The following is a 26,412-nucleotide window of genomic DNA, read 5'->3' on the forward strand; positions in this document are numbered from 1 at the left end:
CAGCGCTAGCCCCACAGAACCACCGTCCACACCGCAGCCACCGTCAGCAGCGCCATGCTTTGCGCGGCGCTGCCCATGCCCTTGGCATTTTTAGAAAGCGGGTGGATCTCCAGCGAGATGCGGTCCACCACCGCCTCCAGCGCGGCGTTGAGCAGCTCCACCACCAGGCTGACCAAGCTCAACGCCAGCAACAAGGCGCGCTCTGCCGCGTCCAGGTTCACGCAAAAGGCGGTCAGGATCAACAGGCCATGCAAGGCCAGCAGTTGCCGAAAGGCAGCGTCATAGCGCAGCGCGGTGAGAAAGCCGTCACGCGCGTAGAGCAAGGTATGCAAGAGCCGGGCCAGGCCGGTTTTTCCCTGCGGGTATTGTCCTGAATCGGGGGGTGCCAAGGGTTGCATTTGCATCTCCAGAAAACCTCACATGCCGCTAAGTATGGGAAGGAAGATGTCAGGCGTTTGTCAATGCTGGCCAAAGTGCTGCCCTGCCCAGCGGTCGTTGCATGTTTGCCTGATTGCCATGCCCCCTGCTGGCAGCCGCGAGGGCCTGTCTTGGCTCCTACCGGCTTGGATCCGACCCATCTGGCGCATCTGGCACATCCGACACATCCGACACATCTGGCACTGCAGATTTTTAGCGATGGTGCCGGTTTTCAATGCATGTGCGCCCGGCCAAGCGGCTGCTGAACCAAGAGCCAGGCCGACCACACCTGCAGCACCCAGGGCGGCGTGGTGTACAGCCCAACGGCAGTGAATGGGCCCTAGGCTCCACCAAGGCAACTGCTGCGCCGGATCAGGAATCTGCGGCTTGCTGGCACCGGTCCAGGCTCCAGCCTATGCCGTGCATGGTTTTGATCAGCCCGGAGCGGAAGTTCTTGTCGATCTGCTGGCGCAAATCATGGATGTGGGTGCGCAAGGCGCCGCTTTGTGGTGGCTCGTCGCCCCAGAGCAGGTATTCCATTTCTTGCTTTTTCACCACCGCGGGCGCAGTACGCACCAGGCACAGCAGCAATTTATGCGTGGTGGGCGTCAAGCAGATGGTCTGGCCCTGTCGCCAGGCAAGCGGCACCTGGGTGTCGACCTCCAGATCCTCCCAAACCAGGATGCCCTGCACCAGCAGCCGTTGGGAGCGGCGCACCAAAGCGTGGATACGGGCATTTAACTCCAGCAGTGCAAAGGGCTTGATCAGGTAATCATCCGCGCCATATGCCAAACCCTGTACACAGCCATCGACCTTATCGCACGCACTGAGCATCAGCACGGGCACCGGATTTTGAAACTACTGCCGAAGTTTGCGGCACACACTCAGGCCATCGAGCCGGGGCAGTATCACATCCAGCAAGACCGCATCGTAATCATTCTGGGTGGCCATCCTCAGTCCCGTCATCCCATCGCGCGCATCATCCAGCACATAACCCAGGGGCTCCAGGAAGCCATACAGGCCGTTTACCAACTCCGGGTTATCGTCAACAATCAGCAGGCGCGTCATAGGCAATAGGCATATTTTTTGGCTTGAATGGCTTACTCCCGCTGAGCTAGGGTAAACCATTAAATCCATCCATTAAATAGCGCCTCATGCCCTCCCAGTATTGATTCAAAAAGAATCTGGATTTATCAAAACCCTGAAACCAAAGGCGTTGCGCTGAACGAAGATATAGACTTTAAACATTATTCATGTCCTTAAACTATTAAATTTTCATTATTGATAAATTTAATAGAAAACCGCCGTTGGCGGCGTCGTATACGTCGGCAGCCAGGGCAGTCCGGGCCGTCTCGGCAGCCTCTATCCGCCGGAATTCGCCTGCCCCCGCCTGCATGCCCGGACCCGGTCTTTCAACGCGTGCCCGCATCCCCTCGCTCCACCGGTGTTGCGCGGCTCCGCCCACCCAGGCCCAGCGTCAGCAACAAGGCCATCGCAGCCAAGCTGGCGGCCAGCCACAGATTGGCATACAGGCCCCATCCATCCACCACCTGGCCCCCGGCCCAAGCGCCCAAGGCAATGCCGGTGTTGAACACACCGACGTAGAGCGCCGTCGCGATCTCGATGGCATGCGGGGCGGCCTTCATCATCCAAGTCATCAGCGCCACCGATACCCCGCCATAGGCCAGCCCCCAAAACAGCAGCACCCCGGCGCTGCCCAGCTGCGAATGGCCCAGCGCCACCAGCAGCAACGGGGTCAGCAGCAGCCCCAGGGCAATGGCCCCCAAGGTCAGCAGCGGCTGGCGCGCTGCAACCAGGCCTGCCAGAAAATTACCGGCCATGCCAGCCAGGCCATAGGCCAGCAGCAAGCCAGCCAGCCATTGCGCTTCAAAACCGGACACCGACACCAGCAGCGGCCGCACAAAGGTAAATGCCATAAAGTGCCCGGCCACCAGCAACAGGGTAAGCAGCAGGCCGGCCTGCAGATGGCGGTTGCGCCACTGTGCAAAAAGCTGCGCGGGGCGCAGCCTGTGCTGCACCGGCAGCGCCGGCATCACCGCCAGATGGAGCAGCAGCACCAGGCCGCTGAACACGGCCATCGCAGCAAAGGCCCAGCGCCAACCGGCCCCCTCGCCGATCAGCGCCCCGATCGGCACCCCCAGCACTGAGGCTGCGGCAACACCGCCAAAGATGACCGAGGTCGCCAGCCCAATGGCGTGGGCAGGCACCAGCCGCGCCGCCAGGCCGCCAGCCATCGCCCATATGCCGCCGATGCACAGGCCCAGCAGCACCCGGGCTGCCAGCATCCAGCCCCAGTGGGGCGCCAGCGCCGAGGCCGCATTGGCGATTACCAACAGGCCCAGCAGTACCGCCAGCATGCTGCGCCGGTCCATGCCGCCGGCCAACACCACCACCAGCGGCGCAAACAAGGCCGCGAGCAGGGCCGGCAAGGACAGCATCAGCCCGGCTTGCCCGGTAGAAATCGCCAGCGAATGCGCGATGGCGGTGAGCAGGCCGACCGGCAGCATTTCGGTGGTGACCACCGAAAAAGTGGCCAGGCCTGCGGCGATGACGGCAGGCCAGGGATTGGGGGCCGTGTCTACCGCGTTGTCAGTGGCGCTGCGAGGCATGTTTCGCTTCCTGGTCATGGCAGCGTGGCCCAGCGTTGCGGGGCAGCCTGCGGTGCGGCTGCATCACGCCCGCGCAAACGCCGCGCCGCCAACCACGCCAGCAGCAGCACCACCAGCCCCGCCACAGCCGCCACCGCCATGCCAGCCCGGGCACCCCCCTCTTGCACCACCCGCCCCGCCAGTGCTGCGCCCAGGCCCACGCCCACATTCAGCCCTGCCAGCAGCCAGGTCATGCCCTCGGTCGCCTGGTGCGCGGGCACCAGGCGCTCGACCAGCGACATCGCCACCACCATCGTCGGCGCAAAACACAGCCCTGCCAGCAGCACCGCGCCGGCCAGCGCGGGGATGCTGCCCACCAGCAGCAACGGCAAGGTGCTCAAGGCAGTGGCCAGGCCGCCCAGCCCCAGCAGGCGGGGCAAAGGCGTGGGCAGTTTGAGCGCGCCAAACAGCAAACCAGCGCCGCAGGAGCCCAGCGCATAGGCGGCCAGCACGGCGCTGGCCCAGCCCGGCTCACCCAGTTGCGCTGCAAAGGCCAGGCTGACGATATCCACCGTGCCGACGATGACGCCCATGGCGGCCATCAAGCAGGCCAGCTGCGCGACATGGGGCAGCGCGATCACCGCCACCGCATCTGCGCTGCGCTTGCCCCGCGCCAGCACCGCTGGCTCGGTACTGCGCTGCGCCACCAAGGCAACAACGCCCAAGGCCAGCAGCAGCCCCGCCGCCAGCGGCCCTGCCTGCGGAAACACCGCCAGGCACAGGCCTATCGCCAGCGGCGGCCCGGCGATAAAGCTCAGCTCGTCGAGCACGGTCTCCAGCGAATAAGCGGTCTGCAAACGCGGCTCTCCACGGTAGAGCGCGGTCCAACGGGCCCGCAGCATCGCAGACATGCTTGGCATGCAACCGGCCAGCACCGCCCCGACAAACAAGGTCCAGTCCGGCGCCTGCCACCAGGTGCTGGCCAGCAAAACCGCCAGACCGGTGGCGCTGAGCCCCGTGGCCCAGGGCAGCACCCGGCCTTGGCCATGCCGGTCCACCAGCTTCGAGGTGTGCGGTGACAGCAGCGCATAGCTCAGCACAAAGGCCGCAGACACCGCCCCCGCCAGCGCATAGCTGCCGCGCAGCTGAGACAGCATGGTGATGATGCCGATCCCCATCATCGGCAACGGAAGGCGGGCCAGCAGGCCCGCCAGGCTAAAGGCAGTAGAGCCGGGCGCGGCAAAAAGTTCTCGGTAGGTGTGGAGCATGGGTTCTTCCTGCGCCCCGGCTTGCCAACGCAGGCCTGGGCAGCGACAATACATACAAGGCGTATGAATAAAATCTTATCGCCATATGCCCGCTCTGTAAATAATCATACGTACTGTATGTAAGGAGATTCTGCATGGTTCGTCGCACCCGCGCCGAGATGGAAGCCACCCGCGCCAGCCTGCTGGCCACTGCCCGCAAAGTGTTGGCACAGCACGGCTATGCCGATACCTCAATGGACGATTTGACCGCCCAGGCCGGCCTGACCCGAGGCGCGCTGTACCACCACTTTGGCGACAAAAAGGGTTTGCTGGCCGCCGTGGTGGCGCAGATCGATGACGAGATGGACGCCCGACTGCAAGCCATCTCGGACGGCGCAGAGGACGCCTGGCAAGGCTTTCGCCAACGCTGCCACGCCTACCTGCAAATGGCACTGGAGCCAGAAATCCAGCGCATTGTGTTGCGCGATGCCCGGGCCGTCTTGGGCGGTGCCTCCCCCGATTCGCAGCGCCATTGCCTGCAGTCCATGCAGGGGCTGATCGCTGCGCTGATGGTGCAAGGCACAGTGACCCGGGCCGATCCGCAGGCGCTGGCCTCGCTCATCTACGGAAGCCTGGCCGAGGCGGCCTTCTGGATTGCCGAGGGAGAGGATGGTGCTGCACGCCTGGCGCAAGCCGCAGTAGCGCTGGATTTGCTGCTGCGCGGCCTGCTGGCAGCGCCCGCCAAGGCATAGCGCCGCCGTTCAAGCCTGGGTTGATGCGCCGCAAAGGGCAGCGCCGGTCGCGTCGGAACCTGCAGTCACTGCGCTGCGCCGTTGGGTGACGTGCGGGCGCCGCTGTCCACTACGGGCAGGCAAGCGGGCAGACTACAGCCAGCGCAGCAGCGCAGCCTTAAGCTGAAATGGCAGCGAATCTGATGCTGTGCAACCCCTTCAGGAGACCACCATGAGCAACCAGCAACAACCCAACCAAAACCCCAACGGCCAACCTGCAGACAAGCAGCAAGAGCAAAGCAACCAGCAGCGCCCTGGCCAGCAGCAGCAACCGGGCCGTGAGCAAAACCAGCCCCAGCAGGAACAGGCGCAACAGCAGTAAATGCCGTGGCCATTGTTGGCAATAGATGGCAGTAGATGGCTATCGGTGGCAATTGCCCAAGAAAAAGCCCGCAGATGCGGGCTTTGTAGTGTGTCGCCAAGGCTCGTGTGCACCACCCTGGGCGTAGGGAGTGGTCGCGGATCGCAATGGGCCGCCAGCTGGCTATCGCCGCCAATAGCGGGCTATTGGCAAACCAAGACAAGGCGGGCAGATCACCGCAGCCCACGTTCAGACCACGGCAGGGAGTTTTGCCAAATGCCCTTGGGGGCGAAACTGCGGCTGGTAATGCTTCAATGCCAATTCCACATCCTGCAAACGGTCGGATTGCGCAGACCCCAACAAGGGCTCTAAATCCCGCAAACCCACCACTTCCAGTTCCAGACGCTCGTACTGCGCTTGTGTCACCACAAGCAATTTTTGGGCTTGTCGCATGGGACCGCCTTTCTGCCTGGCGCATCGAGATATTGATCCAGGCAATATCACCTTACCGCTGGGCGATAGGTTTGCAAAGCCCATTTTTACTTGCCCACCGGGGCTGGACATAGCCAGGTTCAATCCTTGGGTGGCTTCCAGGCGCCAGCCGTGATGGGGCTGGTCAGTTGCTCAATCTTGGCATCGATCAGCGACAGACGGGCATGTTCAATCGTGCCTTCGGCGGGCGCGTTGGCGAGCAACTCGGCCCCCTGGTTTTTCAAGGATTCCAAATAGGCATCCTTTTCCTGGTCATTCTTGCGCTGTTCCGACATGCTGGCCTCCACGGTTCTGGTAGGCGAAACTGTAACAAATTCAGGCAAAAATACCAGCCACTCCGCAGGAAATTACAGCAATAACTTAAAAAGTCCTACACGGATTGAAGAAAGCACAGTGCTTATTATTTATCGGATGAATGTTCATCCCAAGCAGCGGAGACCCGACCCAGACGCAGGCTCCACACAGAGGCATGCGCGCAGGCCTATGGCGACGAAGCCTCCCCGCCGGCATAGCCCAGCAGCTTCATCGCGGCCGTGATCGACACGGCCGCCTTGGCATAGCCTTCCCAGGGGGCGTTCCCCTTGCCAAAACGGGCCTCTATGGATTGGATACCCCAGTGCGCACCGCTGCTGACCTGGTCCAGCTCTGACCAGGCAATGGGCACGGAAACGCCCATGCCCGGGCGGGCGCGCAGCGACCAGGCACTGGCGGTGGTGGCGCCCCAGCCGTTGCGCAGGTAGTCGACAAAAATCTTGCCCTGGCGGTTCTGCGGCCCACTTTTGGCCACAAAGCGCTGGGGCACGGTGGCGGCAAGATGCTGCACGATGGCTTTGGAAAAACCCTTGACCGTCTCCCAGCCATGCCGCCGCTGAATGGGCACCACCAGGTGCAGGCCCTTGCCGCCACTGGTTTTGAGGAAAGGCGCCAGGCCCATCTCCTGCAGCAGCACCCGCAGCAGCTCGGCCCCTTCCTGCACGGCCGACCAAGGCAGGTCCTCGCCGGGGTCCAGGTCAAAGCTCATGCGGTCGGGCCGCAGGATCCTGTCGCGTTTGGCGTTCCAGGTATGGAACTCCAGCACATTGAACTGCGCCGCCTGCGCCAGGCCTTCGGCACTGGCAATGGCCAGCAAAGGCGGGTGCGCAGGATCTAGCGACTGGGGCAGCTGCACGATGCCAGCCATGGCACGGCCCTGCAGGTGCTTTTGAAAAAATGGCTGGCCCGCCACACCATCAGGCGCGCGCAGCAGCGAGGTGGGCCGGTCCTGCAGGTGTTCCATCATCAGCGGGGCGACCTGCTCGTAATAGCGCACCAGCTGCAGCTTGGTGACGCCGGTGCTTGCATCCAGGATGCGCTCGCCATGGCTGACCGCGATACCGCGCATGGCCGGTTTGACCGTTTTGGCTGGTTTGGCCTGCTTTGGTGCTGGCATGGTCGCTGCCTCCTCCCGGGTGATCTGGCGGGCCGGCTTGTCCTCGCGCAGCCCTTGGAAGACGGCATGGCGCAGCCTGCCCTGGGCGGTCCAGCTGGCAAAGCCGACTTCTGCGACCAGCACCGGTTTGACCCAATGGGCTTGGTAGGCAATGCGCTCAGGGTCCTCAAAAGGGCAAGCCCGGGTCTGGATCTGTTGCAGCCGCGCCGCCAACTGGCGCAAGCTCGCCTCGCTAAAGCCGGTGCCCACATTGCCGGCATAGACCAGCTTGCCAGACTGGTCATGCAGGCCCAGCAGCAAGGAACCCAGGCCCGTGCGCGTGCCCTTGGGGCGGGTGTAGCCGCCGATGACGAACTCCTGGCGCTGGCTGCATTTGAGCTTGATCCAATCGGCTGTGCGGCCTGCGTGGTAGGCGGCCTCTTTGCGTTTGCCCACCAGGCCCTCCATGCCCAGTGCGCAGGCAGAAGCCAGCAGCGGCACCGGGTCGCCCATAAAGGCTTCGCTGAGGCGCAGGTTGTGGCCCAAGCCGGGGCTGGCCTGTAGCGCCGCTTGCAAGCGCTGGCGCCGCGCCTGCCAAGGCTGCAGGCGCAGATCCTGGCCATTGGCAAACGGCAGGTCAAACAGGTAGTAGACCAGCGCGGGGCTTCCACCCTCCTCAAAAGCGTTCTGCAGGCGCTGAAAATCGGGCAGGCCTTGTGCGTTGAGGGCCACAACCTCGCCATCCAACCAGGCATCAGCCAGTGACAGCTGCTGCAGGGCCGCAGCCAGCGCCGGCATCTTTGCGGTCCAGTCTTTGCCATTGCGCGTCCACAGCGTCACCTGGCCGCCCTGTTTGCGCGCCGCCATCCGGTAGCCATCAAACTTCAGCTCCCAGGCCCAGTCCTCGGCGTTCTGGGGTGGCGCGTCGTGCAGCACGGCCAGCTGCAGCGCCAGGCTCTGGGGCAAGGCGCCGGCCTGGGCTGTGCCGGCAGCAGCGCGCTGGATCACCGGGGCGCCACGGGTGCTGGCGGCCGCTAAGCGCTGCTCGCTGGCCACACTGTCCGGCCGGGCGGTGACGATATCGACATCCTCCGCCTTGCGCGCAAAGTCATCCGCGTCCTTGATCAGCAGCCAGGGCGGTTGGCGCTCGCCCTCCTTGCCCTGCATGCGTACCAGGCTCCAGCGGCCCTGCAGCTTGTGGCCTTGCAGCGCAAAGCGCAGCCGTCCCTTGGCATAAGCGTCCTGCGGGTTGCCCAGCGGCAGCCAGGTCCCCTTGTCCCAGACGATGACCTTGCCCGCGCCGTAGTTGCCCGCAGGAATCTGGCCTTCAAAGCAGTTGTACGAGATCGGGTGGTCTTCCACCTGCACGGCCATGCGTTTGTGCTGCGGGTCCAGGCTTGGCCCCTTGGGCACCGCCCAGCTCTTCATCACGCCATCCATCTCCAAGCGCAGGTCGTAATGCAAATGGCTGGCCCAGTGCTTTTGGATGACGAACTGCAGCTGGCCCGCGACCGATTCCCCGCCCTCGGCGGGCTCGGGCGTGGCTGCAAAATTGCGCTTGCTTTGGTATTTTGACAAGGAGCTGGGCATGCAGGCCTTCCTGGCATTGCGGCGCTAGGCGGCCCGACGCCGCGCAGGTGCGGCTTTGTCAGGCTTGGGAGCGGCCTTGGACTTGGCCGCAGTCTTGGGCGTGGGCTTAGCCTCAGTCTTAGGTTTGGGCTTGGCTTTCACCGCAGCCGTTTTAGCCACCGTGCTGGCCTTTTTCTGGGGCGCTGGGCCTGCCTTGGCCGCAGCAGGCTTGGCATGGGCTGCCTGCGCCCCACCTGCCAGGCTGCGCTTGAGCAAGGCGGTCAAATCCAAAATCTCTGCCCCGCCGGACACCGGCGATTCCTGGGGTGCCTGCACCACCTCTTGCACCTCGCCAGCATTGACCTTGGCGTCGATGAGCTTGTGGATCTCTTCAGAGAAGGAGTTGCGAAAATCATCGGCATTCCAGGCCTGGGCCTTGTCTTCGATCAGCGCCACGGCCATGTCCATCTCGGCGCTGCTGATGCCTGCAGCCTTGGCCGACTGCGGCGGCAGATTGAGTTGCTCAAAGGAGCGGATATCGCCGCCCCAGCGCAGCAGGTTCAGCACCAGCGCCCGCCCGCAGGGCACCAGCACGGCCAGGTGCTGCTTGGTCTGTATGACCACCTTGGCCACGCCCACCTTGTTGGTTTTGCGCAAGGCCTCGCGCAGCAGCGCATACACCTTTTCGCCCCGTTTAAGCGGCGCCGTGTAATAGGGCCGCTCCAGGTAGATCAGCGGAATGTCATCGGCATCCACAAAGGCCTCGATCTCGATGGTCTGCGTGGTTTTGGGGAAGGCCGCACTGATCTCCTCCTGGCTGAGGATCACATAGCGGCCGTCTTCATATTCCACGCCTTTGACGATGTCGCTGCTGGCAATCTCCTTGCCGGTGCGCTTGTTGATGCGTTGGTAGCCCACCGGCTCCATCGAGCGCTTGTCGAGCCAGTCAAAGTCGATGCCCGAATCACGCGTGGCCGTGTAAAGCCCTATGGGCACATGCACCAGGCCAAAGCTGATGGCGCCTTTCCAGATGGTTCTTGTCGATGTCGGGGCTGTGCCTTGCGTCTGTGTCATGCCGGCCTCCTGTGGATGCCCCAGTGTGACCGCCCGGCAGCGGCTGCGCTGAGAGGAAATGGCAACGCCGCATAGGAACTTATGAGCGCCTGCACGCCAGAGCGGTCTGACACGCGGCACCCATTCGCCCGGCCTGTGGGCAGGCGCCAAGGCCTCAACTCGCTTGGATGACTCCAGCGTCGGGCGCGCCCATCCTACAGACCTGGGCGCCCGCAGCCGCCACCCTAGAGGCATACCACTGAGGAGCACGCCATGAACAGCACACAGCCCAAGCAACGGCCCGACTACCCCGAAGACGAGAACATGGACCCGGTCGGCGAGCCCTACCCGGAGCAGGAGCCTGTGGCGCCCGCGCCGGGCGACGACCCACCGCACCCACCCTTTTCTCCCCATACCGAACCGGACATTCCGCAAGACCCCGAGTCCGGGCGCGTGGTCAGCCCAGAGCCGCTGGATTCCTGATGCACACACTCGCCCCAGCGCCGCCGCCTCTGCCCGATGATGCGGCGCTTTTCCTGGACTTTGACGGCAGCCTGGTGCCCATCGCGCCCACCCCGGACAGCATTGTGGTGCCGCCCGCGCTGCTGCCTTTGCTGCGCGCGCTGCAGGGGCAGCTGCAAGGCGCGGTGGCCATCGTCTCGGGCCGCGAGATTGCCGTGCTGGATGCCTATCTGCAGCCCTTGCGCCTGGCAAGCGCCGGCGCGCATGGTGCCCAGCGCCGCGATGCTTCGGGCCACCAATGCGATGCCAGCCCGGGCGACATCTCCGCCGTGGTGGAGGCCTGCCAGCAACTCGCCCAGGCCCATCCTGCGTTGTATGTAGAGCCCAAGCAAAGCGGCGTTGCGCTGCACTACCGCAGAGATCCATCGCTGGAAGGGCTGTGCCTGCACAGCCTGCAGGCCATGCTTGCCCACCGGCCGCAGTGGACGCTGCTGCGCGGCCAGTGGGTGCTGGAGATGCTGCCCAGCGATGCGAGCAAGGGCCGCGCCATCCAGGCCTTTATGCAGGAGCCGCCGTTTGCCGGGCGCACGCCCTTTTTTGTGGGCGACGACATCAGCGATGAAAGCGGCTTTGCGGCGGTGCTGGCGGAGCGCGGGGTGGCCATCAAGGTAGGGCCCGGCGCCAGCGCTGCCAGCCACCACCTGGACGGTGTCGACGCCGTGTACCAATGGCTGCAGGCGGCATGCGCGCCGCGCCCAGGCCCTCAAAGCCTGCACCGGCATGCCGAGGCTCAGGCATGAGCCGCCTCGTCGTTGTCTCCAACCGGGTTGCCGACCCCTTGGATGCCGCGCCCGGGGGCCTGGCCATTGCGCTGGAAGAGGCCCTGCAACGCCAAGGCGGGCTGTGGTTTGGCTGGGGCGGCACGCTGACCGATCAGCCCAACCCGCAGGTATCCACCCGGCAATGGGGCCCTGTAACGCTGGCAACCACTGCGCTGGAGCGCCGCGACCATGACAGCTACTACAGCGGTTACTGCAACAACGTGCTGTGGCCGGTTTTCCACAACCGCCTGGATCTGGCGGTTTTCGATCCCGGTTTTTACGAGGGCTACCAGCGGGTCAACCGGCAGTTTGCCCAGCAACTGCTGCCCTTGCTGCAAGACGACGACATCATCTGGGTGCATGACTACCACCTGATGGCCTTGGCGGCCGAGCTGCGCGCGCTGGGTTGCAAGCAGCGCATCGGCTTTTTTCTGCACATTCCCTTCCCGCCGCCGGTCGCCCTCAGTGCCGTGCCGCAGCACCAGGCGCTGATGCAAGCCTGCATGGCCTACGACCTGGTGGGCCTGCAAAGCCAGCAGGACCTGCAGCATTTTGAAAGCTATGTGCTGGCGCAAGCCGATGGCCGCATCCACCCCGACCACCATTACTGCGCCCATGGCCGGCACACGCGCTGCGAGGTGTTCCCGATTGGCATTGATGCCCAGGCCTTCGCCGCGCTGACGGCCACGCCCGAGGCGCTGCAGGTGCAAGACACCATGCGCCGCGAATACGGCCGGCGCCGCCTGGTGATCGGCATTGACCGGCTCGACTACTCCAAGGGCCTGCCCGAGCGCATCCACGCCTTTCGTGATCTGCTCGAGCGCCATCCCGCCCACCGGCGCAGTGCCACCTTGGTACAGATTGGCTCACCCACCCGGGAGCACTTGCAGGCCTATAGCGACATCCGCACGCAGTTTGAATCGCTGTGCGGCGCCATCAATGGCGACTTTGGCGAGCTGGACTGGATGCCCGTGCGCTACATCCACCAGGTGCTGACGCGCGCCCACCTGGCCGGTCTGTGCCGCTCAGCGGCGGTGGGCCTGGTCACGCCGCTGCGCGACGGCATGAACCTGGTCGCCAAAGAGTTCATCGCCGCCCAGGACCCGGCCGACCCGGGCGTGCTGGTGCTGTCGCGCTTTGCAGGCGCGGCCGAGCAACTGCAAGAGGCCTTGCTGGTGAACCCCTATGACGCCCACAGCACCGCCAACAGCATCGACCAAGCGCTGCAGATGCCGCTGGCCGAACGCATTGCCCGGCACCAGCGGCTGCTGGCGCGCATCCAGGCACAAGATGTGCACTGGTGGAGCGGGCGCTTTCTCAGCACGCTGGGCCAGTGCCAGCCACCACAGCATCGCCAGCCGCCCATGGCACTGCCCGCGCACAGCAGCGTTGCAAGCACCGTTGCCAGCACGGGCGCTGACAAGCCGCCAACCCGTCCTGCTGCGCCCATCCACCTGGGTGGCGCCAGCGCAAGCCCTTACCTGCCCGTGCTGCCCCGCAGTGCCCCGGCACACCCCCTGGGCGCTGCACCGCTACGCCCGGGCCGCTGAACCATGACAAACCCTAGCGAACTTGAAAATTTTCTGACCTGCCTGCCACCCCAGGAGCCAGCCGAGATGCTGCGCGCCCTGGTGGCACACGGCTTTGACCAGCTGCCCCTGCCCGGCCAGGGCCAAACGCTGGCGCGCTGGCAGGCGCTGGCGGCCGTGGCCGCCTGCAACCTGAGCCTGGTCAAGCTGTATGAGGGCCATACCGATGCGCTGGCGATCTTGGCCGAGCTGGGTGCCGCCGCACCCGCTGCCGCGCAGACCTGGGCCGTATGGGCCGCCGAGCCCCCCAGCCACCGCGTGCAGGCCACGCCGGTGAGCGGAAGTGGCAACGGCAACGGCAGCGGCAGTCTTGCATCTGGCAGCGCTGTGCAGCTGAGCGGCAGCAAGGCCTGGTGCTCGGGCGCCCAGAGCGTGGACCAGGCACTGCTCACCGCCTGGCTGTCTGATACGGAGCGCTGCCTGGTCGCAGTCGATATGCGCCAGCCAGGTGTGCAGGTCAGCAGCGATGGCTGGCAGGCCGTGGGCATGGCCGCCAGCGCCAGTGTCGATGTGCACCTGGATGGCGCCAGCGCGACCTTGATCGGCCAGCCCGGCGACTACCTGCGTCGCCCGGGCTTTCAGCATGGCGGCGCCGGCATTGCGGCCTGCTGGTATGGCGCCAGCACCCGCATGGCAGACCACTTGCTGCAGGCCTGCCGCCGCCACGCAGAGCCGCATGCCATGGCGCACCTGGGCGCCGTGGATATCGCGCTCTCAACCACTGCCGGCCTGCTGCGCGCCACGGCTGCCCTGATCGATAGCCAACCGGGCGCGCCCTGGACCTTGGCAGTGAACCGCACACGCCTGGCCGCAGAGGCAGCCGCGCAGCAAGTGCTGCAGCATGTGCCGCGCGCGCTGGGCGCTGGCCCCTTGTGCAAGGACCGGGCGCTTGCCTTGCTGCTGGCCGACCTGCCCGTCTTCATCCGCCAAAGCCATGCAGAACGCGATCTGGCAGCCCTTGGGCAGTCGATGGCCCAACAGGAGGACCGCCTGCCATGGAAGCTCTGATGTCCCGACAGATCGAGGGCGAAGGCACGCCCGAATTGCAATGGCAGGCTTGGCTGGCGCAAGCGCCTTTGGGCACTGCGCCTGCGCAGACGCTGCTGCAAGGCTGCCAGCGGGTGGTGATTGTCTCGCCCCACCCCGATGATGAAATCCTGGCCACCGCCGGCATCATGCAGCACTGCGCGGCCAGCGCACTGCCCTGCACGGTGGTAGCGGTCACCTCTGGCGAGGCCAGCCACCCGGGCTCGCGCCTGTGGTCGCCCCAGCAGCTGGCCCAAGCGCGTGAGCGCGAAAGTGCGCAGGCCCTGGCCCTGCTGTGCCCCGGCAGCGAAAGCATCCCATTGCGAATTCCCGACGGCCAGGTGCAGGATCACCAGCCACAGCTACAAGCCCGGTTGCAGCAGCTGCTGCGGCCTACTGACGCCGTCTTCTGCCCCTGGCGCTACGACGGCCACCCCGACCATGAGGCCAGCGGCGAGGCCTGCGCCGCAAGCACGGCCGAGATGGGCAGCCGCCTGTTTGAAGTGCCGATCTGGGCCTGGCACTGGGCCAGCCCCGGCGACCACCGGGTGCCTTGGCAGCGTGCCCTGCGCATCCCCCTGAGCGCCGAGCAGCTCGACCGCAAATGCCAGGCGCTGTCCTGCTTTCGCAGCCAGCTTTTGCCAGACCCATCCACCGGTCGGCCCGCAATCCTGCCCCGCTGGGCAACGGCCCGCTTGCTGCGCAACTTTGAGCTGGTGCTGCGATGAGCCAACGCCAGCATTTCGAACAGCTCTACCAAAAGCTGGCCGACCCCTGGGCCGTCAAGACCGCATGGTATGAGCGGCGCAAGCGCCAGGTGCTGCTGGCCGCCCTGCCGAGGGAACAGTACCGCCACGGCTTTGAGCCCGGCTGCGGCAATGGCGAGACCACCATGGCGCTGCTGGAGCGCTGCGACCAGTTGATCGCGGCCGACTTTAGCGAGTCAGCGGTGCTGCTGTGCAACGCCCGCATCCAGCGCCAGGACCGGCGCCAGCTGCATCTGCAAAAACTGCAGCTGCCGCTGGAGTGGCCACAAGTACCTGCGGGCGGCTTTGATTTGCTGGTGGTATCCGAGCTGGCCTACTACCTCACCGATGCCGACCTAGCGCTTTTCAACGCGCGCTGCCTGTCATCGCTGGCACCCGGCGGGCATTGGCTGATGTGCCATTGGCGGCACCAGGCGCCTGACCTGCTGCAAAGCGCAGATGCCATGCACGCGCAAATCCGGGCCCACCCGGCACTCAAGACCGTGGTGGAACACCGCGAGACCGATTTCTTGTTAGAGGTTTGGGAAAGACTGTGAGCTGCACTCCATGATTGGCATCTGTATACCCGCCCACAACGAAGAAGCGCTGATTGCCGCCTGCCTCCACAGCGTCGCCGTCGCCGCCCAACACCCTGATCTCGCCGCCGAAGCAGTGCAGGTCGTCGTCATGCTGGACAGCTGCAGCGACGGCACCGCCGCCATCGTTGCCCGCTGGCCCTTTGTAGCCCTGGCCATTGACGCCCACAACGTGGGCCGGGCACGCGCCGCCGGGGCCCGCCACTTGTTGCAGCACCAGGCCCGTTGGCTGGCGTTTACCGACGCGGACACCTGCGTCGCGCCCGACTGGCTGGCCGCTCAGCTTTCCCTGGGCGCCGACGTGGTCTGCGGCACGGTCGAGGTCGACAGCTGGGATGCCCACGGCTGCCATGCGCAGGCGGCGCGCAGCCAGTTCGAATCCAGCTACCAGGACCGCGATGGCCACCGCCATGTGCATGGCGCCAACCTGGGCCTGTCCGCCCGCAGCTACCAGCAAGCGGGCGGGTTTGATGCGATGGAATGCGGCGAAGACCAGGCGCTGGTCGACCGGCTGGCTGCCCTGGGCGCGCAGATCGCCTGGAGCGCCTCGCCGCGTGTGCTGACCAGCGGCCGGCCCTTCTCTCGCGTAGAGCATGGCTTTGCCGGGGCCATTCGGCAGGCCTCGCAGCCGGATATGCACTGACTGGGCAGCCCAGAGGCTTCACGCCAGCCACCGGCCTGCTGGCTTGCTGGCTTGCTGGCTTGCTGGCTTGCTGGCTTGCTGGCTTGCTGGCCGCCAGGCTGCCACAGCGCAGGGGTTGGGCAGGCGCCTGCCTCTGCGCCCGGCCTGCCGTGGCAGGGCTGTATTGCGTCACGCGCAAGCCCGTCAAGGTGGCGTGGGGAAAAGCACTACAGCGTGTCAGCTGAATCCTTTTGACATTCCTCAGACATCGCCTACACCGCGCTCCCGCGCTTCAAGACGATCATGGAGCTATCGAAGAAAGGAGTTCGTCATGCAACACCAGCCATCATTCCCGATGCTGACCATGCCAACCCGACCCTTAGTCGCGCAGCGTGGTGAGAAGCAAAACCGCTATGTTCCAGCGGTGTCCACCGATATCAGCAAGACCTTCGAGAAGTACCGCCGTCTGGCTGCGCTTCAAAACGCCAAACACATCGCCAGCTAGGCAGGCGCTGCAAAGCTTGGTCCAATGGGATGGACGCGGGTCAGGATGCGCCGCAAGGCTTCTTTTGTAGTCAATAGCGCGCTATTGGCTAGGAAGGCAACGCAGCGCATCGACCAAGCCCAAGCTCAGACCCCGTCAGGGCGTTTTGCAGAGGCACCCTCACACCGTTTCTCGCCGAGTTCCTGCATCTCCATCCATCCGGTTCAAGCTTGCATGAACAGCCCCAACGGGCATCGGCCTTTCTATCTTGGCCTGCCAGCCTAGCTGGCAATCAAGGCATCGTCACCAACAGCCCGCCTCCCAGCGGGCTGTTGGCGTCTGCAGGCCCAGCAGGCACTTGCAGACCCGCTCAAACCTCAGTCAATCGGGACAATGCGCACACTCGATGGGCTGCCCGCATCCGCTGCAAGCACGGCCACAAACAGGCGGCGGTTGCGTTCGTCATAGGCCACACCCCGGATCTTGGGCCAGCCGCTGGCCAGCACGCGGCTCTCCCCCTGGGGGCTGACGCGAAACAGCGTGCCGCCCGAGCCGCCAAAGAACAAAGTGCCATCTGAGGCGGCGGTCATCAGGTCAATGCCCTCGGCGGGGCTGAAGGCGGCAACCGGGATGCCGTCTGCCAGCGTCGCGGGCGCGGCACGCAGCTTGGCCAGCGAATACGACAGCAGCTTGCCGCTGCTCTGGTCGCTCACATAGACGGTATCGCCCACCACGGCCAGACCCACCGGCTTGCCAAAGCCGGTGATTAGCTCCGTCTCCGTTGCGGCACTGCCATGGACTTGGAGCTCGCTCACCGCACCCACGCCGCCCTTGATGAACCAGCTGTCCAGCAGCGTGCCATCGGGCGCAGGGGTCATGCCGATGCGGCGGCGCACGCTGTCGGTGCCGTTCAGGTAATAGGCGTTGCCTCTCTGGGGCACGACTGCCACGGCACCGTCGAGACCAAAGCCAAAGCGCGTCACATACAGGCTGCCATCGCTGCTGCGGGTGAGCTGGCCCAGGGTCGAGCCGCTGGCAGGCGCCGTGGGCAGGGCTGCGTACTGCGCAAACTGGCTGCCGCCGTCCCACACGCGGATGGTGTTGGTTTTCTCATCGCTCACAAACAATCGGCGCTCGCTGTTGTCCCAGTACAGGCCATTCAAATCCGCCGACACGGACAAGGTCGTGGGGCCCCGGTCCACATCGCTGCCACTGCCGCCGCAGGCCGACAGGCTGGCGGCCGCCCCCACCAGACCCGCCAGCAGCATGCGGCGCATGCCTGAGCCCAGTGAAAAACGGCGCAGGATGGGGGTGGTTGATGGCATGGCTGTGTCCTCGTTATGGATGTAAACCGCTATTATATTTTGGAATAGCGCTTAGCTTGAATGCGGACAAAGCGGCAGGCAACCATTGGGAAGAGTGGCTCGGGGCGCGGTCTTCCAGGCGATGTTAGACACACTGCTGGGCACCTTGCAGCGCAGCACCCCACCCGCCGCCACGGCCATCGCAGGCCAGGGGGTGGTGCGCGGAGATAACCGCAGGCACTCCCGTAAATGCGGGATGGCAGCCGACCCTGTTTGCGTCAAAATGTAGCAATGACCCCTGCGCAACTCCCCGTACTGCTGGTTGATGATGACCCCGACATGCTGGCCCGGCTGGGCGAGGTACTGGGCTCCGTGGGCATAGCGCCGGAGCAGCTGTGCGAGGCCGGCTCGCTGGCGCAGTGCCAGCAGTTGGTGGCGGCGCCCGGCGGAGCTCTGCAGCCGCTGGCCATGGCCCTGGTCGATCTGGGCCTGCCCGATGGCAGCGGCATCGACCTGATCGGCTGGCTGCGTGCCCGTAGCCCCGCGCTGCCGATTTTGGTGGTCTCCGCCTGGAGCACCGAGGAGATGATCCTGGGCGCGCTGCGCGCCGGCGCCAATGGCTATGTGCTCAAGGAGCGCGACGACCTGGAGATCGCGCTGTCGGTGCGCAATGTGCTCAAAGGGGGCGCGCCCATCGACCCCTTCATTGCCCGGCGCATTCTGGACCTGGTGGGCCGCCCGGCCGGGCGCCCTCCCACCCCATCGCAGCCGCCCGACCCGGCGCTGCGCGATGCCCTGACCGAGCGCGAGCGCGAAATCCTTGACCATGTCGCCGCTGGCTTGAGCAACCGCGAAATCGCCGAAAGCTTGCACCTCTCCCGATGGACCATAGACACCCATATCCGGCATATCTACGACAAACTGGCGGTGAGCTCGCGCACGCAGGCCTTGCGGCGTGCACGCGAGCATGGCTTGCTGCGCTGATCTGGCTGGCCGCCCTGTGCCTGGCGCTGCCCGCGCAGGCGCAAAGCACGCCCTGGCCAGGCACGGCCGAGGCTGCGCGCGCGGACTGGGACGCCCAGCAGCCACCGGACAGCGGCTGGCTGCCGGTCAAGCTGCCCAACGACTGGAACCAGCAATGGCCCGGCCATAGCGGCGTCGTCTGGTACCGGCTGCGCTGGGACATTGCGGGCCAGCCCCAGACCCAGGGGCTGTACATCCACTACCTGATGCATGCCGGCGTGATCGCGGTCAACGGGGTGGAGCTGCAGCGCGACCCGCAGCTGACCGAGCCGATGACGCGCGCCTGGAACACGCCACGCTACTTGGTGCTGCCCGCGCCCCTGCTGCACAGTGGCAGCAATGAGCTGCTGATCCGCGTGAGTGGCTACTACGCCTACCAGCCCGCGCTGGGGCCGATCGAGATAGGCGCGCCCGAGCTGATGCGCACTGCGCAGCAGGACAGCTACCTGGTGCGGCAAAACCTCAACTGGCTGCACCTGGGCGTAGGCGCCACCTTGGGCTGCTTCTTTCTGGTGCTATGGCTGATGCGCCGCCAGGAAGCTGCCTACGGCTGGTATGCCGCGCGCCAGGCCGCCTGGGTGGGCTTTACCGTCAACTTTGTCAGCAACACGCCCTGGCCGTTCAACAACATCAACAGCTATTCGGCCGTGGTCTCGATCGCCTATGTGCTCTACCACGGCTGCAACGCCATGTTTGTGCTGCGCTTTATGGGCCGCCGCTGGCCCCGGCGCGAGGCTGCCATGTGGCTGAGCATTGCCGCGCTGGCTGCCGCGACCTTGCTGGTGCCCGACGCCCAGCTCAGGGCCATGCGCACGGTGATGGCCTGGGCCTCATCGGCCCTGCTGTTTACCACCGCCGGCGTGTTCGTGGGCCTGGCCTGGCGCCATGGCAACCAGGCCCAGCGCCTGCTGTCGCTCACAGCGCTGGCCAGCGCCCTCGCCATGGCGCATGACCTGCTGGTCTTCACCCGCATCGTGGACGACAACTTTTACCTGGCCACCTACACCGAGCCGCTGGCCACCGTGGGCATTGCGCTGACCCTCGCCTGGACCTTTGTGAGCAACACCCGCCGCATCGAGCGCTTTAACGACGAGATGCAGCACCATGTGGCCGAGGCCCGCGCCGAGCTGACCGAGTCGCTGTCCGGCCGCCACGAGCTGGAATTGCTGCAGGCCCGCCTGGGCGAGCGCGTCAACATCGCCCACGACCTGCACGACGGCCTGGGCGGCATGCTGATCGGCAACATCACCACCTTGGAGCGCACACGCAGCACCCTGCCCCCCGACCAGGTGCTGGGCATGCTGCGCGGCATGCGCGACGACCTGCGGCTGGTCATCGACCTGGCCTCTGCCCAACACTACGGCGAGCTGTCCCTGGCCGAGCTGCTCGCCCCCATGCGCCACCGCATGAGCCAGCTGTTTGAGCTGCATGACATCGCGCTGCACTGGCAGCTCAGCCATATCGACCAACTGCACCTGGCCACCAGCGCCAGCCTGGAGGTGCTGCGCATCCTGCAAGAGGCGCTGACCAACGCCTTCAAGCACAGCCATGCCACGCGCGTAGACGTGGTACTGGCCCGCGAGCCCCGGCAGCTGTTGCTGCAGGTGCAAGACAACGGCGCAGGCCTGCCCGCCTCTAACAACACCCGCTCCCCCACCCACGGCACCGGCCTGCGCAGCATGCAGGCGCGGGCCCAGCGGCTGGGGGCGCACTGGTCGCTGGCCTCGCAAGCGGGGAGGACGACGGTGTTGCTGCAAGTGCCGCTGCCGGCGGGGTCGGCGGCGGACGCACCGGCCGCCTGATCGAACCAGCCGCACCACAAACGCGCCCCAAAAGTGGGGGCGGGCCGGCCCGGCGCTGGTCGAACCGGCCAGCGTTGCCGGCCCGAGCAAATCGCGTGGCGCAAGGCGTGCGCCTGCCGGGCAGCTCCATCAACGACCCCGCAAAACTCTGGGATATCGAACCCCTGCTGAAATGTTCGATGCGTGTGTTGCGTCGATCGGTTGAATTCACAACCAGAAGCGGCCCATGAGCCGGCCAGGGGCGTCACCGAAGGAAAAACGGGATCTTTCCAGTTCTTGTACCTTGCAAGTCATGGGCTGGGACGAATCTACTGCATGGTTTCCATTTATGGGAGGCTCCGTGGAAAAACGGTTCATGCGTTCACTACAACTGAGCACTCCCATGTCCCGCGCAGAGCCGAAAAGCGTAGTGAAGAAGATCGCCGCTCGGGAAATCTTTGAGGTGTTCCTTGCCGATGACAGGTATGCGAGTGGTATGGGTCGTTCCCTTGAGAGCATCGGCGGACAAGTTTCACTCCGCCGAACCGCTGGATGCGCTGCCAAAGTCTTCTTGGGCTCGAGCAACGACCATCGTCAACCGGCCACCAGCAGGCCATCGTTTCACTGGAAAAATCAGGTCGGCTGCGCTCCTTCGTCAATCTGAATAGACTTCACTAATGGCTCATCTTGAACGTTCTGTGGCAACGTTGCGCATCATGGGTGACGAACTTTTGCCCGAGGAGATTTCGAGGCTGCTCGGTGCGGTGCCGACGTCAGCTTATGCGAAAGGGCATCAGTTCCGCTCGGAGGCATCCGAGCGAATTGTCACGAGGAAATCGGGTATGTGGCGCCTGATGGCAAAGGAGACCCAGCCGGAAGACTTAGACGGGCAGGTTGCTGAGCTGCTTGGTCAAGTCACGTCGAATCTATCGGTTTGGGGCAACCTCACGGCCCGATTTCGCGTTGATTTGTTCTGCGGTTGGTTCATGGGCAGTGCAAATGAGGGCGTGCAGATTTCATCCGAGACCCTGCTTGCATTGGGGCAGCGCGGCATCATGTTGTCGTTCGACATCTACGAGCAGGATGCGTCGGATGCCGAGCGTGCTGTGGCCTCAGGTGGAGATCAGCCGGCTGATGTCAGCAGTTGAATAAACTCTAGTTCTGCTTGGGGTCGAACTGCCGCAGCCACTATCCGCCAAGAGCGGCCCGCCGCCACTGGGGCAGAAGCCGCTCAGAACGCGCCACTCAGAACGCACCATCTAGGCAGGCGCCTGCAACTGGGTCAAAATGCCGAACCGACGCCTAGGGATCCTCTGCAAAACCCTCGCCCAAAGGGATGGACGCGGATCGGGATGAGCCGCAAGGCGTCTTTTGCAGTCAATAGCTGGCTATTGACAAGAAAGACAACGTAGCGGATCGCCCGAGACCGCGTTCAGACCACGGCAGGGAGTTTTGCAGAGGGTCCCTAGGCCTTTGGCTTTGCACAAACGCCATGCTCACCCTTTGAAGGAGCCCACGATGGCTGAGACATCCAAGATAAAAGGCCCTGCCTCGTACTTTCCGTCCATCGAAAAGACATACGCCAAGCCCATCACGCATTGGATGGATATTCTTCAAGAGGCCGGCCCGCTGAAGCACATGGAGCTTGTCAACTGTCTGAAGACCCAGCACCAGATCGGCCACGGGCACGCGAACGCTCTGGTGGCGGCGTTTCTCGCGAAGAAGTAGCGCACCACCCAACCTGCCCCGGCCTGCATCCGGCGGTAAATTGAACCCACCGCCACGGTCTCCAGCGCTTGGGGCCTAAGATTTTTGCAGTCCAGTGCGAAACGCATTGCAAGCGCCATAAGCGCCAACGGCTGGCCTGGCATGCACGGCCAAGCCAGCCAAGCGACAAGGGCCAGTCACCCAGCCCTTGTGCACCACCTCCACCCCTGCTTACTCAAAATCTTGGCCCCGGGCCACCCGCATTCCCAGGTGGCCCGACGCTCTATCCCTCAGTCCGCCTTGCGCGCCACCCCACGCCGCCCCAGCAGACCCATCCCGGCCATCAGCGCCGCCAACAAGGCCAGCGCCCAGGCTGACAGTGTGGGGACCGCAATGGGGTTAACGCCGCCGTTGCCCGGTGGCGCGGTGACCACCACCTGCGACGGGGTCAGGGTCACAGCGCCAGCGTTGTTGCTATCGCCGCTGTAGGTCACGGTGATAGCGCGCTCGCCTTGCGCTAACCCGGTGGTGGTGCAACTGGCAGTGGCGGTATCGCCCACGGTCACCAGAGCCACGGGGCCGCCACACAGCACGGTGGCGCCATCGCGGAAGGTCACCGTGCCGCCAGGTGCGCTGCCGGTAACGGTGGCGGTCAGGGTCACCGCCTGGCCCTGCTGCACTTGCTCGGGGCTGGCCTCCAGGCTGATCTGCGCGGCGGCCTGGCCGACGGCGAAGCTTGCGCTGCTGGCTTGCAGCACGGCGGGCTCGGCCAGCTGGGGGTTGATCGCCAAGCTGGCCACCAGGCTGTGGCTGCCGGCATCGGCAAACGCCAGGTCGTCAAACACCGCGCTGCCGGTGGCGGTGGCCAAGTCAACCGATACCGGCGCGCCGGCCAGCACCAGCTTGGCCAGGCGGCCCGCACCCGAGCCTTGGGCCAGTTGCACGCTGCCCAGCGACGCAAGCGTGCCCAGTGCCGGATAGCTTGTGCTGTTAAAGCCCTGGCCGTTTTCCTGCAGCGTGACCTGCGGCGCTGGCAGCATGGGCGTGTTCAGCGCCACGGCCGAAGGCTGCACGCTGAACTGCATCGCGTAATGCGTTTGCACGGCACCCGCGTCCACGCAGGAGGCAGGCAGCAGGCCTGCGCCAGCATAGGGCCGCGCCGCGCCGCGCTGGTCCAGCACGGGCACCGTCGCATCGGCCGCACTGGCCACGCCAGCGCAAATGCTGCGCGAGCCCGGCAGCGCCAGCATGGTTTGCATCACACCACCATAGTTGCCCAGCGGCGCCAGGCCAGGGTCGAGGGTCGTGGCGCTGTCTTGGGTATACATATTGCCGCCGCCATCGGTGACGCTGATGCCCGCGCTGCGGATGTCGGCAGTCTGCCCCTCACCACCGCTGTTGCCGGCCACGATGGTGTTGACCAAGGTCAGGCTGGGGGTGTTGGCGCCATCGGCCATGCCGCTGATACCACCGGCATGGCGGTTGCTATTGCCCGCCACGGTGCTGTTGACCAGCAGCAGCCGGCTTGCGCCCTGGTTGTAGATGGCACCGCCTGCGCTGCCAGCGTCCTGGCTGTCGTTGGCGGTGATGGTGCTGTTCTCGATCTGCGCGGCACTGCCCAGGTTGGCGATGGCGCTGCCGCCCTGGGTGGCCTGGTTGGCCACCCAGGTGCTGCCGCGCAGGGTAGCGGTGTGGCCGGCTGCCAGCAACAGCCCGCCGCCCAGCTGCGCGGCGTTGTTGCTGTCAAAGCGGGTGTTGTCGATCTCCAAGGTGCCGGCCCCCTGCGCGTACACGGCCCCGCCCGAGCCGGCCTGGGCCAGCGTGTCATTGCCACCGCTGTAGCCGCCGGGCACTGCGGCGTTCTGGGCCAGCACCAGGTTTTGCAGTTGCACCAAGCCGGTGGAATGGTTGAGCAACGCACTGCCCCCGTTGGAGCGGCCTTGCGCCAAGGTCAAGCCCGCCAGGCGCAGCGACCGGGCCGCAGCCTCGATCTGCAGCACCCGGCTGGCGCGGTTGCCGCTGATGGTGAGCACATCGGCACCCGGCCCTACGATCGCCATGTCTTTGGCCAGGCTGATCTGGCCGTGGGCCAGGGTGATGGTCTGCGGTGCGGCAGCGCTGAACACGGCCGGGTCAAACCGGATAGTGGGCGCGCCACCCAGCAGGTTGGCCTGCAGCACCGCATCGCGCAAGGTGCAGGTATTGGCATTGCCCTGGGCGCAGGCCTGCGGTTGGCTGCCATCGCTGTCGCCGGGGTGGTTGACCACATAGCTCGCAGCAAAGAAGCGCAGCAGGCTGGCGGGCATGATGGGGCTCATGCAGTTGTTAGCAGGGGGCGCCACATAGCAGCCTTGGGTGAACACTTGCACCGCTGCGTCGCTGCCACCCGTGCCGGCTGGCGCCACAAAGCTGAGCGACGTGGCCGTCACGTTGAAAGGCTGGATGTAGGTAAAGCCTGCAAATTGCACTTGGGCCGTGGTATCGAAGTGGCTGCCGTTCACCGTCACCACCGTACCGCCTGCGGCATCGGCCACGGCGGGCGTCAGGCCTGTGACGGTGGGCGGCAGCAAGCGCACCTGTGTGTTGGCCGAGCCTTGGGCAACGGGGATCGATAGCGGATCTGCCACGGTGATCTGCTGCTGGCCTGTGGCAGCCAACGTAGCGCTGAAACTGCCCACGCCGCCGGAGAGCGCGGCATCTGCGGGCAACTGTGCCCCCGCATCACTGCTGCTGAAGTGCAGCGTGCCGCTGTAGCTGGGCATCGCATGGCCATCGGTATCGAGCGCGTTGACGGTGACGTTGAACGCCTGGCCCGCAGCCACCTGCGCTGGCAGGCTGATACCAAAGCCGCCCAGCTGCTGGGCCGCAACGGTAAACGCCAAGCTGCTGACCGAGGCTGCGCCCAGGTAGGCGCTCAAGCTGACACCGGCGACCGGTACGCCACCCGGCAAGCTGAAGCTAACCGTGCAAGCCGCCTGGCCGCTGGCATTGCTCGGCGCGCAGCTGGCGGTGGAACCCAAGCCCGCATGCACACTGGCGCGCAATGCCGGGGTAACGCCGACCAGAGGCTGCCCAGCGCTTTGCACATCCACCGTCACCGGCATAGCAGCACCCGGCGCCACCTGGCTGGGGAAGGGCGATGGGCTGGTGATACCCACGGTGTAGCCCTGGCCTTGCACAGCGCCCGCATCCATCACCGCACCCACCGTGGCCGGGCGCGGTGCGCCGATCTGGTCAAAAGCCAGCTCGCCTGCCGCGTAGCGGCCCACACCCAGCGCAAGAGAGCCCGCCAGTGGTGGCATCGTGGGCATGGTGCCGCCATAGGCGCCCAATGCTGCCAAGCCCACTTGCACCGCGTCCTCCAGCCGAACGGTATTGACCAGGCTGTGCTGGAGTGTGAAAGAAGCCCCCCCTACAACATCGGGATAGCTATTGGATGGCGCTGTATTGCCACGAATGATGGCGTTGACCACCAGCGGAGCACTGCTTCCCTCTTTGTAGAAACCACCGCCAAAACTATGGGTCGCCTGGTTGGCGCTGATGGTGGTGTTGTGGATGACAATGCTGCCGCCTGAGCTGCTGTGGATACCGCCGCCGCGAAGGGCGCGGTTGTTGGCAATGGTGCTGTTGTGGATCTCGAGCGCAGCGGCTGATGCATCATTCTGGATACCGCCGCCGTAGCCAAAAGATGCGTTGGTGGCCGTGTTGTTGGCCACCGTGCTGTTGATCAAGCGCAGGCTGCCGCTGTTGCGGATGCCACCTCCGTTGCTGGTGCCGTTGTTGTGGTTGTTCTCGATCCAGCAGCCATCGACGGTGAGCGTCGCCGCACTGTAGATGCCTTGTTGCGCACCAGTCAGGCGCAGCCCTGATACCCCCACCACCAGCGGGTTGCCGGTGCCAGCAGCGCCTTGGCGCGCATTCAAGCGAAGCAGCACCTGGGAGGAAGCGCCCTGGACCGTCAGCAAATGCGCGCCCGGGCCCGCAATGTCCACGTTGTAATACGGCGTCAACTGCGAGATGGCGATGGTCTGCGGCACGGAGAACAAGCGGGCATCGAACTCAATGCGCGCCGTGCCCGTCGTATCCCTGTCCATATTGAGCGCCAAGATGGCATTGCCCAGGGTACAGCTGCTGCGGTTGCCCGCATCACAGCCCGTTGCGTTGACGACCGCGCTGCTGACCGCATTGACCGTATAAGTTTTGGCCTGCGCCGCAAACGGCAGCACCGCGGCGGCTACCAGACTCGCCAGCCAGCGCATGGCCCCCCAGCCACCACCCGCCAGCAGATGCGGCCTGAATGGCCGAACCCGCCCCGCCCTCGCTTTGTTGCCGCCCTCCGCACCGGCTGCAGCCTTGCCCCATCG

26 protein-coding genes are annotated in these 26,412 nt (G+C 65.2%); 15 read left to right on the forward strand and 11 right to left on the reverse strand.

What is annotated here, in order from left to right; all coding sequences use genetic code 11:
- Positions 1-5 precede the first annotated feature (5 nt).
- The 5 genes from M2375_RS20945 to M2375_RS20965 form a co-directional block, all read right to left on the reverse strand.
- The gene (locus tag M2375_RS20945) at positions 6-398 is read right to left on the reverse strand and encodes a diacylglycerol kinase (RefSeq protein ID WP_259170175.1); all 393 of its coding nucleotides are present in this window, start codon (positions 396-398) and stop codon (positions 6-8) included.
- Between the two features lie 391 nt (positions 399-789).
- Positions 790-1,209 carry a response regulator transcription factor gene (locus tag M2375_RS20950; protein WP_259170176.1) on the reverse strand — a complete coding sequence of 140 codons (420 nt, stop codon included), beginning with the start codon at positions 1,207-1,209 and terminating at the stop codon, positions 790-792.
- Between the two features lie 66 nt (positions 1,210-1,275).
- Complete coding sequence (locus M2375_RS20955) at positions 1,276-1,485, reverse strand: response regulator transcription factor (RefSeq protein ID WP_259170178.1); 210 nt, start codon at positions 1,483-1,485, stop codon at positions 1,276-1,278.
- Positions 1,486-1,829: 344 nt separating this feature from the next.
- A complete protein-coding gene (locus M2375_RS20960) occupies positions 1,830-3,047 on the reverse strand; it encodes an MFS transporter (RefSeq protein WP_259170180.1) in 1,218 nt (405 codons plus the stop codon).
- A 14-nt stretch (positions 3,048-3,061) separates the two neighbouring features.
- Complete coding sequence (locus tag M2375_RS20965) at positions 3,062-4,294, reverse strand: MFS transporter (protein ID WP_259170182.1); 1,233 nt, start codon at positions 4,292-4,294, stop codon at positions 3,062-3,064.
- 134 nt (positions 4,295-4,428) lie between these two features.
- On the opposite strand from M2375_RS20965, the gene M2375_RS20970 reads away from it, so the two are divergent.
- Positions 4,429-5,025 (forward strand): TetR/AcrR family transcriptional regulator, encoded by a 597-nt coding sequence (locus tag M2375_RS20970; RefSeq protein WP_259170183.1) that lies wholly within the window; start codon positions 4,429-4,431, stop codon positions 5,023-5,025.
- A gap of 211 nt (positions 5,026-5,236) precedes the next feature.
- Positions 5,237-5,386, forward strand: coding sequence for a hypothetical protein (locus tag M2375_RS20975; protein WP_259170184.1), 150 nt, complete (start codon positions 5,237-5,239; stop codon positions 5,384-5,386).
- Positions 5,387-5,614: 228 nt separating this feature from the next.
- On the opposite strand, the gene M2375_RS20980 is transcribed toward M2375_RS20975, so the two are convergent.
- The 4 genes from M2375_RS20980 to M2375_RS20995 form a co-directional block, all read right to left on the reverse strand.
- Entirely contained in the window at positions 5,615-5,818 is a 204-nt protein-coding gene (locus M2375_RS20980) for a hypothetical protein (RefSeq protein WP_259170185.1), read from the reverse strand.
- 119 nt (positions 5,819-5,937) lie between these two features.
- Positions 5,938-6,132, reverse strand: a complete 195-nt coding sequence (locus M2375_RS20985; protein ID WP_259170186.1) for a hypothetical protein — start codon at positions 6,130-6,132, stop codon at positions 5,938-5,940.
- 206 nt (positions 6,133-6,338) lie between these two features.
- Complete coding sequence (gene ligD / locus M2375_RS20990) at positions 6,339-8,855, reverse strand: DNA ligase D (protein ID WP_259170187.1); 2,517 nt, start codon at positions 8,853-8,855, stop codon at positions 6,339-6,341.
- Between the two features lie 24 nt (positions 8,856-8,879).
- Positions 8,880-9,908 (reverse strand): Ku protein, encoded by a 1,029-nt coding sequence (locus tag M2375_RS20995; RefSeq protein ID WP_259170188.1) that lies wholly within the window; start codon positions 9,906-9,908, stop codon positions 8,880-8,882.
- A 252-nt stretch (positions 9,909-10,160) separates the two neighbouring features.
- Here M2375_RS20995 and M2375_RS21000 point away from each other — a divergent pair, with 252 nt between their 5' ends.
- The 8 genes from M2375_RS21000 (at position 10,161) to M2375_RS21035 (ending at position 16,254) form a co-directional block, all read left to right on the forward strand.
- Complete coding sequence (locus M2375_RS21000) at positions 10,161-10,370, forward strand: hypothetical protein (protein ID WP_259170189.1); 210 nt, start codon at positions 10,161-10,163, stop codon at positions 10,368-10,370.
- Positions 10,370-11,149, forward strand: a complete 780-nt coding sequence (gene otsB, locus M2375_RS21005; protein WP_259170190.1) for a trehalose-phosphatase — start codon at positions 10,370-10,372, stop codon at positions 11,147-11,149. Before M2375_RS21000 ends, otsB begins: the two co-directional genes overlap by 1 nt.
- Positions 11,146-12,720, forward strand: a complete 1,575-nt coding sequence (locus M2375_RS21010) for a trehalose-6-phosphate synthase (protein WP_259170191.1) — start codon at positions 11,146-11,148, stop codon at positions 12,718-12,720. The genes otsB and M2375_RS21010 overlap by 4 nt, the downstream gene beginning before the upstream one ends.
- Before the next feature lie 3 nt (positions 12,721-12,723).
- A complete protein-coding gene (locus tag M2375_RS21015; RefSeq protein WP_259170192.1) occupies positions 12,724-13,767 on the forward strand; it encodes an acyl-CoA dehydrogenase in 1,044 nt (347 codons plus the stop codon).
- Positions 13,755-14,513, forward strand: coding sequence for a PIG-L deacetylase family protein (locus M2375_RS21020; RefSeq protein WP_259170193.1), 759 nt, complete (start codon positions 13,755-13,757; stop codon positions 14,511-14,513). The genes M2375_RS21015 and M2375_RS21020 overlap by 13 nt, the downstream gene beginning before the upstream one ends.
- Entirely contained in the window at positions 14,510-15,088 is a 579-nt protein-coding gene (locus M2375_RS21025; protein WP_259170194.1) for a bifunctional 2-polyprenyl-6-hydroxyphenol methylase/3-demethylubiquinol 3-O-methyltransferase UbiG, read from the forward strand. Before M2375_RS21020 ends, M2375_RS21025 begins: the two co-directional genes overlap by 4 nt.
- A gap of 10 nt (positions 15,089-15,098) precedes the next feature.
- On the forward strand, positions 15,099-15,770 hold the full coding sequence (locus M2375_RS21030; protein WP_259170195.1) for a glycosyltransferase family 2 protein: 672 nt from the start codon (positions 15,099-15,101) through the stop codon (positions 15,768-15,770).
- A gap of 310 nt (positions 15,771-16,080) precedes the next feature.
- Positions 16,081-16,254 carry a hypothetical protein gene (locus tag M2375_RS21035; RefSeq protein ID WP_259170196.1) on the forward strand — a complete coding sequence of 58 codons (174 nt, stop codon included), beginning with the start codon at positions 16,081-16,083 and terminating at the stop codon, positions 16,252-16,254.
- A gap of 356 nt (positions 16,255-16,610) precedes the next feature.
- Here M2375_RS21035 and M2375_RS21040 read toward each other — a convergent pair whose 3' ends face one another.
- A complete protein-coding gene (locus M2375_RS21040) occupies positions 16,611-17,558 on the reverse strand; it encodes a hypothetical protein (RefSeq protein WP_259170197.1) in 948 nt (315 codons plus the stop codon).
- Positions 17,559-17,828: 270 nt separating this feature from the next.
- Here M2375_RS21040 and M2375_RS21045 point away from each other — a divergent pair, with 270 nt between their 5' ends.
- The 5 genes from M2375_RS21045 (at position 17,829) to M2375_RS21065 (ending at position 22,069) form a co-directional block, all read left to right on the forward strand.
- Entirely contained in the window at positions 17,829-18,521 is a 693-nt protein-coding gene (locus M2375_RS21045) for a response regulator transcription factor (RefSeq protein WP_259170198.1), read from the forward strand.
- A complete protein-coding gene (locus M2375_RS21050) occupies positions 18,419-20,362 on the forward strand; it encodes an ATP-binding protein (RefSeq protein WP_259170199.1) in 1,944 nt (647 codons plus the stop codon). Before M2375_RS21045 ends, M2375_RS21050 begins: the two co-directional genes overlap by 103 nt.
- Before the next feature lie 382 nt (positions 20,363-20,744).
- Positions 20,745-21,005, forward strand: a complete 261-nt coding sequence (locus M2375_RS21055) for a hypothetical protein (RefSeq protein WP_259170202.1) — start codon at positions 20,745-20,747, stop codon at positions 21,003-21,005.
- A gap of 13 nt (positions 21,006-21,018) precedes the next feature.
- The gene (locus M2375_RS21060) at positions 21,019-21,489 is read left to right on the forward strand and encodes a DUF4279 domain-containing protein (RefSeq protein WP_259170203.1); all 471 of its coding nucleotides are present in this window, start codon (positions 21,019-21,021) and stop codon (positions 21,487-21,489) included.
- Positions 21,490-21,859: 370 nt separating this feature from the next.
- On the forward strand, positions 21,860-22,069 hold the full coding sequence (locus M2375_RS21065) for a DUF4287 domain-containing protein (RefSeq protein ID WP_259170204.1): 210 nt from the start codon (positions 21,860-21,862) through the stop codon (positions 22,067-22,069).
- A gap of 269 nt (positions 22,070-22,338) precedes the next feature.
- Here M2375_RS21065 and M2375_RS21070 read toward each other — a convergent pair whose 3' ends face one another.
- On the reverse strand, positions 22,339-26,307 hold the full coding sequence (locus tag M2375_RS21070; protein ID WP_259170207.1) for an IPTL-CTERM sorting domain-containing protein: 3,969 nt from the start codon (positions 26,305-26,307) through the stop codon (positions 22,339-22,341).
- Positions 26,308-26,412: the final 105 nt, after the last annotated feature.

This window comes from Comamonas sp. BIGb0152 (assembly GCF_024809975.1).
Classification (GTDB): Bacteria; Pseudomonadota; Gammaproteobacteria; order Burkholderiales; family Burkholderiaceae_C; genus Comamonas.